Here is an 8,193-nt window from a genome sequence, read left to right as displayed (position 1 = left end):
GAGCCGGGGGCGTTGGAGGAGTTGCTGGGGTTGTGTGAGGCGCGGGAGGTGCGGGCGCGTCGGATTCCGGTGGACTATGCCTCGCACTCGGCGCAGGTGGAGGAGTTGCGGGAGCGGATCCTGGCGGATCTGGCCGGTCTCACGCCGGTTTCCTCCACGGTGCCGCTGTATTCGACGCTCACCGGTGGTGTGATCGACACGGCGTCGATGGATGCCGGGTACTGGTTCGACAATCTGCGTTCCACGGTCCGCTTCGATGACGCCACGCGTGCGCTGCTGGCCGATGGCCGGTCGGTGTTCGTGGAGTGCAGCCCTCACCCGGTGCTGGCCATCGGCGTCCAGGAGACCGCCGAAGCCGCGGAGGCGGACGCCGTGGTGGTGGGCTCGCTGCGCCGTGACGAGGGTGGTGCGGAACGGTTCCTGACCGCACTGTCCGAGGCGTGGGTCGCAGGCGTCGAGGTCGACTGGACCTCCGTCATACCCGCCGGAAGCCGCGTGGAACTCCCCACCTACGCCTTCCAGCACGAGCGCTACTGGCTGGAGTCCACATCAACGTCCGCCGGGAAGAGCGTCGTTGAGACGGAGGACGCCGGATTCTGGGACGCCGTGGAGCGCGGTGACCTCGCCGAGCTCACCGACACCCTGGAGCTGGACTCCTCCCAGGAGCTCGGAACACTCCTGCCCGCGCTCTCCGCCTGGCGCACCCGGCGCCGTCAGGACACGACCATCGACACCTGGCGCTACCGGGTGGAGTGGACCCCGCTGACCGGACTCCCCGCCACCGGCGAGCTGTCCGGTACCTGGCTGGTCGTCGTTCCCCCGGCCTGCGAGCTGACGAAGTGGGCCACCACCGCGCTGCGCGCCGCCGGGGCCGACGTCGTGGAGCTGGAGGTCGGCGATGACCCCACTGTGGACCGCGACACCCTCGCCGCACGCCTGAAGGAGACGGCGGGCCACCGGGAGCCCCTCTCCGGTGTCCTGTCCCTCACCGCCACGGCCGATGCCGCCCTCCCGGCCGCCACGGTGCCCGCCGGGGTCGCCGCCACCGTGACGCTGGTCCAGGCGCTCGGTGACGCACGCATCGCCGCGCCCCTGTGGACGCTGACCCACGGTGCGGTCTCCACCCGCGACGAGTCCGCCGACAACCCCGCCCAGGCCGCGGTCTGGGGCGTGGGCCGGGTCGCCGCGCTCGAACACCCTGACCGCTGGGGCGGGTTGGTGGACGTCCCGACCGCTCCCGACAGCACCGCCGGCGAGCTGCTGACCGTCATCCTGGCCGGGGGCACCGGTGAGGACCAGCTCGCGGTCCGCGACCGCGCCGTATCCGCCCGCAGGCTGGTACGCGCACCTCAGGACACCGACACCGGCCGGCCCGCGCCGACAGCCTGGACCCCCACCGGAACGGTCCTGGTCACCGGCGGAACCGGCGCCATCGGCGCCGAGGTGGCCCGCTGGCTGGCCGGCCGGGGCGCACCGCATCTGCTGCTGGTCGGCCGTCGCGGGGAAAAGGCCGACGGCGCGCGGGAGCTGGCGGAGGAGCTGACCGCGCTCGGTGCGACGGTCACCCTGGCAGCCTGCGATGTGAGCGACCGGGACGCGCTGGCGGAGGTGCTGGCGGCGGTCCCGGCCAAGTGGCCGCTGACCGCGGTGCTGCACGCGGCCGGCGTCGACGGCGTCACCGCGCTCGACGAGGTCGACGCGGACCATCTCGGCACCGTGCTCGGGGCGAAGGTCACCGGCGCGCGCCAACTGCACGAGCTGACACGGGAGATGAACCTGGAGCAGTTCGTGGTCTTCTCCTCCGGCGCCGCCGTCTGGGGCGGCGGAGGACAGGGCGCCTACGCCGCGGGCAACGCGTTCCTGGACGCGCTGGCAGGGCACCGTCGCCGGCTCGGACTGGCGGGAACCTCGGTGGCCTGGGGCTCCTGGGCCGGTGGCGGCCTCGCCGCGTCGGGGGGCGCGGACCGGCTGCGGCGACTCGGGGTCATCCCGATGGAACCCGCACTGGCCGTACGAGCTCTGGCGCGCGCGATCGACCGGCACGAGGACGGTCTGGTCGTCGCCGACATCGACTGGGACGTCTTCGGGCCCGCCTTCACCGCCGGCCGGCCGAGTCCGCTGATCGCCGCGCTGCTGGACGACCGCACGCCGGACGTGGCCGACGAGCAGGGTGCCGACGAGACATCCGTGCTGCACGACCGGCTGTCCGCCGCACCGGCCCGGCAGCGCCGGCAGATCCTGCTCGACCTGGTGCGTACCGAGGCCGCGGCGGTCCTGCGGTACCGCGACGGCCAGGTCGTCGAGGCCGCGCAGGCGTTCAAGGACCTCGGCCTCGACTCGCTCACCGCGGTCGAGCTGCGGGACCGGCTGAGCCGGCTGACCGGGCTGCGGCTGCCGGTGAGCCTGGCCTTCAACCACCGCAACCCCGCCGGGGTCGCCGCTTACCTCGGTTCGCAACTCGGCGTCGCCGACGACCAACCGACCCCCGGCGAGCAGCCCGCCGAGCCAGGAGAGGACGCCGTCCGGAACGCGCTGGCGACCATCCCGCTCGCCCGACTCCGTGCGGAGGGCCTGATGGACGCGCTGCTGCGGCTGGCCGACGGTACCGACGACATGCCCGCCCCTACTGCTGACGGCGATTCGCTCGACGAACTGGACGCCGACGCGTTGATCAACATGGCGCTGAACGCCGACCGAGACGATGCCTGAGCCTGTGGAGAACTCGATGAACACTCGTAGCGACAAGGCCGTCGAGGCCCTCCGAGCCTCCCTCAAGGAGGTCGACCGGCTCCGCCAGCAGAACCGGGAGATGCGCAGGGCAGCCCGGGAACCCATCGCCATCGTCGCGATGAGCTGCCGGCTGCCCGGCGGCGTCAGCGCCCCCGAGGAGCTGTGGCGGCTGCTCGCGGACGGCACCGACGCGATCGTCGACTTCCCCGACGACCGCGGCTGGACGCAGAGTGTCGAGGAGACCGGCGGCTACACCCGCCGCGGCGGATTCGTTCCGGACGCCGCCGAGTTCGACGCCGCACTGTTCGGGATCAACCCCCGTGAGGCGCTGGCGATGGACCCCCAGCAGCGCATGCTGCTGGAAGCGGCCTGGGAGGCCGCCGAACGGGCCGGTATCGACCCGCACTCGCTGGCCGGCAGCGACACCGGCGTCTTCGTCGGCGCCTCACCGTCCGGGTACGACACGGTGGGCCGGATGCCCGAGTCCACCGTGGGCTACCAGCTGACCGGCAGCGCCAGCAGCGTGCTGTCCGGCCGGCTCTCCTACGTGCTCGGTCTGGAGGGCCCGGCGGTCACCGTGGACACCGCCTGCTCCTCGTCGCTGGTCGCCCTCCACCTGGCGGTCCAGGCGCTGCGGCAGGGCGAGTGCGGCCGGGCGCTGGTCGGTGGCGTCGCCGTGATCACCACCCCGGCCGCGTTCACCGAGTTCGGCAAGCAGGGCGGGATGGCCTCCGACGGGCGGTGCAAGTCGTTCTCCGCCGAGGCGGACGGCACCGGCTGGAGCGAGGGCGTCGGCGTACTGCTGGTCGAACGGCTCTCCGACGCGCGCCGCGACGGTCACGACGTGCTCGCGGTCATCCGGGGCAGCGCGGTGAACCAGGACGGCGCGTCCAACGGCCTCACCGCGCCCAACGGCCCCTCCCAGCAGCGCGTCATCCGGCAGGCACTCGCCAACGCCCGGCTCACCACCGCCGACGTCGACGCGGTGGAGGCACACGGCACCGGAACGGCCCTCGGCGACCCGATCGAACTCGAAGCGCTGCAGGACACCTACGGCAGGGACCGCACCGACGACCGGCCGCTGTGGCTCGGTTCGGCCAAGTCCAACCTCGGTCACACCCAGGCCGCTTCGGGCGTGGTCGGCGTCATCAAGAGCGTGCTGGCGCTCCGCAACAGCATGCTGCCGCGCACCCTGCACGCCGCCGTCCCCACACCCCACGTCGAATGGAAGGGCGGCGGGGTCCGTCTGCTCACCGACGCCCGCCCGTGGCCCGGTGCGGACGCGCCACGGCGGATCGGGGTCTCCGCGTTCGGTGTCAGCGGCACCAACGCCCACCTGATCCTTGAGGAGGCGCCGGCGCCGGTCCTCGACGACACGTCGGCGTCGGAGTCGGCCGAGGACCCGGCGGGTCCGGGCGCCGACCCGCTCCCGGGGCCGCTGCTCTGGCCGGTGTCCGCGCAGACGACCGAGGCGCTGCGCGAGCAGGCCGAACGTCTCTCCCACCGGTTGTCGGACGGCGCGGAGCGTCCGGCCGATGTGGCGTGGTCGCTGGCGACGACCCGGGCGGCGCTGACGCGCCGCGCCGTGGTGTTCGGCGCCGACGCGGCCGAACTGCTCGCCGGCCTGAAGGAACTGGCCACCGCGCTCCCGGCCGGCGGCGTGGTCACGGGAACGGTGGACGAGGGCAGGACCGGCTTCCTCTTCACCGGCCAGGGCGCCCAACGCGCCGGCATGGGACGAGGGCTGTACGAGTCGTTCCCGGTGTTCGCAGCGGCTTTCGACGCGGTCTGCGCCGAAATGGACGCCGAGCGTGAACGCCCCCTCAAGGACGTGGTGTTCGCCGGCGGCGCCGAGCTCGACCGGACCGAGTGGGCGCAGGCCGGCCTGTTCGCCGTAGAGGTCGCGGCGTTCCGGCTGCTGGAGTCCTGGGGCGTCACCCCGGATGTGCTGCTGGGCCACTCGATCGGTGAGATAGCCGCCGCGCACTGTGCCGGAGTCCTCTCGCTGCAGCACGCCTGCCGCCTCGTCGCCGCGCGCGGCAGGCTCATGCAGGCGCTGCCCTCGGGCGGCGCGATGCTCGCGGTCGAGGCGACCGAGGCCGAGGTCGTCGAGGCGCTCGCCGGCCAGGCCGACATCGCCGCCGTCAACAGCCCCACCTCGGTGGTGGTCTCCGGCTCCGAGGAGACGATCGCCGCGCTGGCGGCCCGCTGGGCGGGGGAGGGGCGTCGCACGCGCCGGCTGACGGTCTCGCACGCGTTCCACTCCGCGCTGATGGAGCCCATGCTGGCCGACTTCGCGGCCGTGACCGCGAAGCTGGACTTCGCCGACCCCGTCGTCCCCGTGGTCTCCAACCTCACCGGCGAGGTGGCCGAGCCCGGTCTGATGTCGAACCCCGAGTACTGGGTGCGGCAGGTACGGCAGGCGGTCCGCTTCGCCGACGGCGTGGCGCGGCTGCGGGACCAGGGCGTGTCCCGGTTCGTGGAGCTGGGCCCCGACGGGGTGCTCTGCGCGATGGCCCAGCAGACCTTCGCCGACGCCGTGTTCGCGCCCGTACTGCGCAAGGACCGTGACGACACCGCCACCGCGCTGACCGCCCTGGCCCGGCTGTGGGCCTCCGGCGCCGAGGTGGACTGGCGCTCCCTCCTCCCCGAGGGCCGCAGGGTCGAGCTGCCGACCTACGCCTTCCAGCGCGAGCGCTACTGGCCGGAGGCGCTGCCCGACGCGGCCGCCACCCAGCCGCCCACCTCACCGGAGGAGGACCGGTTCTGGGAGGCGGTGGACCGAGCGGACCTCACCGAACTCACCCACACCCTCGGACTGCGCGACGATCCCGAGACCCTGGCGAACCTCGTACCGGCGCTGTCGTCCTGGCGGCAGTCCCTGCGCCAGGACTCCGTCCTCGAATCATGGCGCTACCAGGCGCGTTGGCAGCCACTCACCAGCGCCCCCGGCGGCTCCCTCACCGGGACCTGGCTGCTGGTCACCGCCGACGACAGCGACCCCGCCCACGCCCACGCCGTGGCCGACGCCCTGCGCGGCGCCGGGGCGCGGGTCAGCGAACTCACCCTCACCCCGGCCGACGAGCGGGCCGCGCTCACCGAGCGGCTGACCGCCGCCGCCCCCGACGGCGTCGTGATCGTCGCGGGCGGTACGCGCCCGGGACCGTCTGACCCCACCGGCCTCGCGCCGCTGCTCCGCGTCTACCAGGCGCTGGGCGACGCGGAGCTGGCCGCCCCGCTGTGGTGCCTGACCCGCGGCGCGGTGTCAACCGGCGACGGCGATCCGCTGCTCCACCCGGAACAGGCACCCTTGTGGGGGATCGGCCGGGTCGCCGCACTGGAGCGCCCCACCGGCTGGGGCGGACTGGTCGACCTGCCGGCCCACGGCGACGAGACCACCGGTGACTGGCTGGTCGAGCTGCTCGGCGGTGCGGCCCAGGAGGACCAGGTCGCGCTCCGCGACGGGCAGGCTTACGGCCGCCGGGTCGTACGCGCCCCGCTGCCGGTGGGTACCGCACCCCGCTGGACCACCGCCGGCACCGTACTGGTCACCGGCGGAACCGGAGGGCTGGGCGGTGATGTGGCCCGGTGGCTCGCCGAGCGCGGGGTACCCCATCTGCTGCTGCTGAGCCGACAGGGCGCGGACGCGCCCGGTGCCGCTGAACTCACCGACGAACTGCGCGCCTTGGGCGCCAGGGTGACGGTCGCCGGTTGCGATGTCGCCGACCGCGGTTCGCTGGCGGCCGCGCTGGCCGCCGTACCGGCTGAACTCCCCCTCACCGGTGTGGTCCACACCGCCGGCGTCGGAGTGTCCGGCCAACTGGCGGACACCGACGAGCACGAGGTCGCGGCGGTGATGCGCGCCAAGGTCACCGGCGCGGCGCTGCTCGACGAACTCACCGGCGATCTCGATCTGTTCGTCGTCTTCTCCTCCATCGCGGCGACCTGGGGCAGCGGCGGTCAGGGCGCCTACGCCGCCGGAAACGCCTTCCTCGACGCGCTGGTGGAGCACCGCCGGTCCCGGGGTCTGGCCGGAACCTCGATCGCCTGGGGGCCGTGGGCCGAGGTCGGCATGGCCGCCGACGACGAGGTCGCGGACTTCCTGCGGCGCCGTGGCCTGTCGGTGATGGACCGTACGGTCGCTCTCCGGGCTCTCGCGTGCGCCGTCGACCACGGCGAGACCACCGTGAGCGTCGCCGACGTCGACTGGAAGCTGTTCGCTCCGGCGTTCGTCTCCGCGCGCCCGAGCCCCCTGCTCGCCGAACTCCCCGATGTACAGGGACTGCTCACGGCGTCCACCGACGCAGGTACCCCGTCCACCGAGCTCCGCGACGCCCTCACCGCCGCGCCCGCGACCGAACGGCACCGGCTGCTGCTGGACGCCGTCCGCGCGCACACCGCGCTGGTACTGGGACACACGAGCGTCGCCGTGGTGGAGCCCCGCCGGGCCTTCCGCGACCTCGGCTTCGACTCGCTCACCGCGGTCGAACTGCGCAACCTGCTCACCTCCGAGACCGGGCTGCCCCTGCCGGCCACCCTGGTCTTCGACCACCCGACGCCGATCGTGCTGACCGACCACCTGCTCGGCCGGCTCTTCGGCGACACCTCCGTGGCCACCGCCACGACTCCCGTCCCCGCCTCGGCCGCCGTCGACGAACCCATCGCGATCGTCGGCATGAGCTGCCGCTACCCCGGCGGAGCCGACTCGGCCGAGCAGCTGTGGGACGTGGTGGCCGCGGGCCGCGACATCGTCTCGGACTTCCCCACCGACCGTGGCTGGCCCGAGGACGGCAACGGCGACTACGCCCGTCGTGGCGGATTCGTCGACGGCGCGACGGAGTTCGACGCGGCGCTGTTCGGGATATCCCCGCGTGAGGCGCTGGCGATGGACCCGCAGCAGCGGCTGCTGCTGGAAGCGTCCTGGGAGGCCTTCGAACACGCGGGCATCGACCCGCTCTCGCAGAACCACACCCGTACCGGCGTACTCATCGGCGCCTCGTCATCCGGCTACGGCCTGGGCACCGACCTCTTCTCCACGGCGGAGGGGCACGTGCTGGCGGGGGGTGCCAACAGTGTGATCTCGGGCCGGGTGGCGTACTCGTTCGGGCTGGAAGGGCCCGCGGTGACGGTGGACACGGCGTGTTCGTCGTCGCTGGTGGCGCTGCACCTCGCGGTGCAGGCGCTGCGCAACGGTGAGTGCGACCGGGCTCTGGCCGGTGGTGTGACGGTGATGGCGGGCCCGAGCATCTTCACCGAGTTCAGCCGTCAGGGTGGGCTGGCCGCCGATGGGCGGTGCAAGTCGTTCGCGGGTGCGGCGGACGGCACGGGCTGGTCCGAGGGTGTCGGTGTGCTGGTGCTGGAGCGGTTGTCGGACGCGGTGCGTCATGGCCATGAGGTGCTGGCTGTGGTGCGGGGTTCGGCTGTCAACCAGGACGGTGCGTCGAACGGTCTGACGGCGCCGAA

At 73.5% G+C, this 8,193-nt stretch carries 2 protein-coding genes; both read left to right on the top strand.

Going from position 1 to position 8,193, the window contains the following annotated elements:
- Window positions 1–2,709 (top strand): SDR family NAD(P)-dependent oxidoreductase (locus tag E0D90_RS20865; protein ID WP_130799624.1); only part of this gene is annotated, 2,709 nt, incomplete at its 5' end.
- Between the two features lie 4 nt (window positions 2,710–2,713).
- Window positions 2,714–8,193, top strand: a 5,480-nt coding sequence (locus E0D90_RS20860; RefSeq protein WP_438827426.1) for a type I polyketide synthase, incomplete at its 3' end; no start/stop codon positions are given.

The sequence above is a fragment of the Streptomyces otsuchiensis genome (assembly GCF_004305975.1).
Classification (GTDB): domain Bacteria; phylum Actinomycetota; class Actinomycetes; order Streptomycetales; family Streptomycetaceae; genus Streptomyces; species Streptomyces otsuchiensis.
This window is presented reverse-complemented; position numbering and strand designations above follow the sequence as displayed.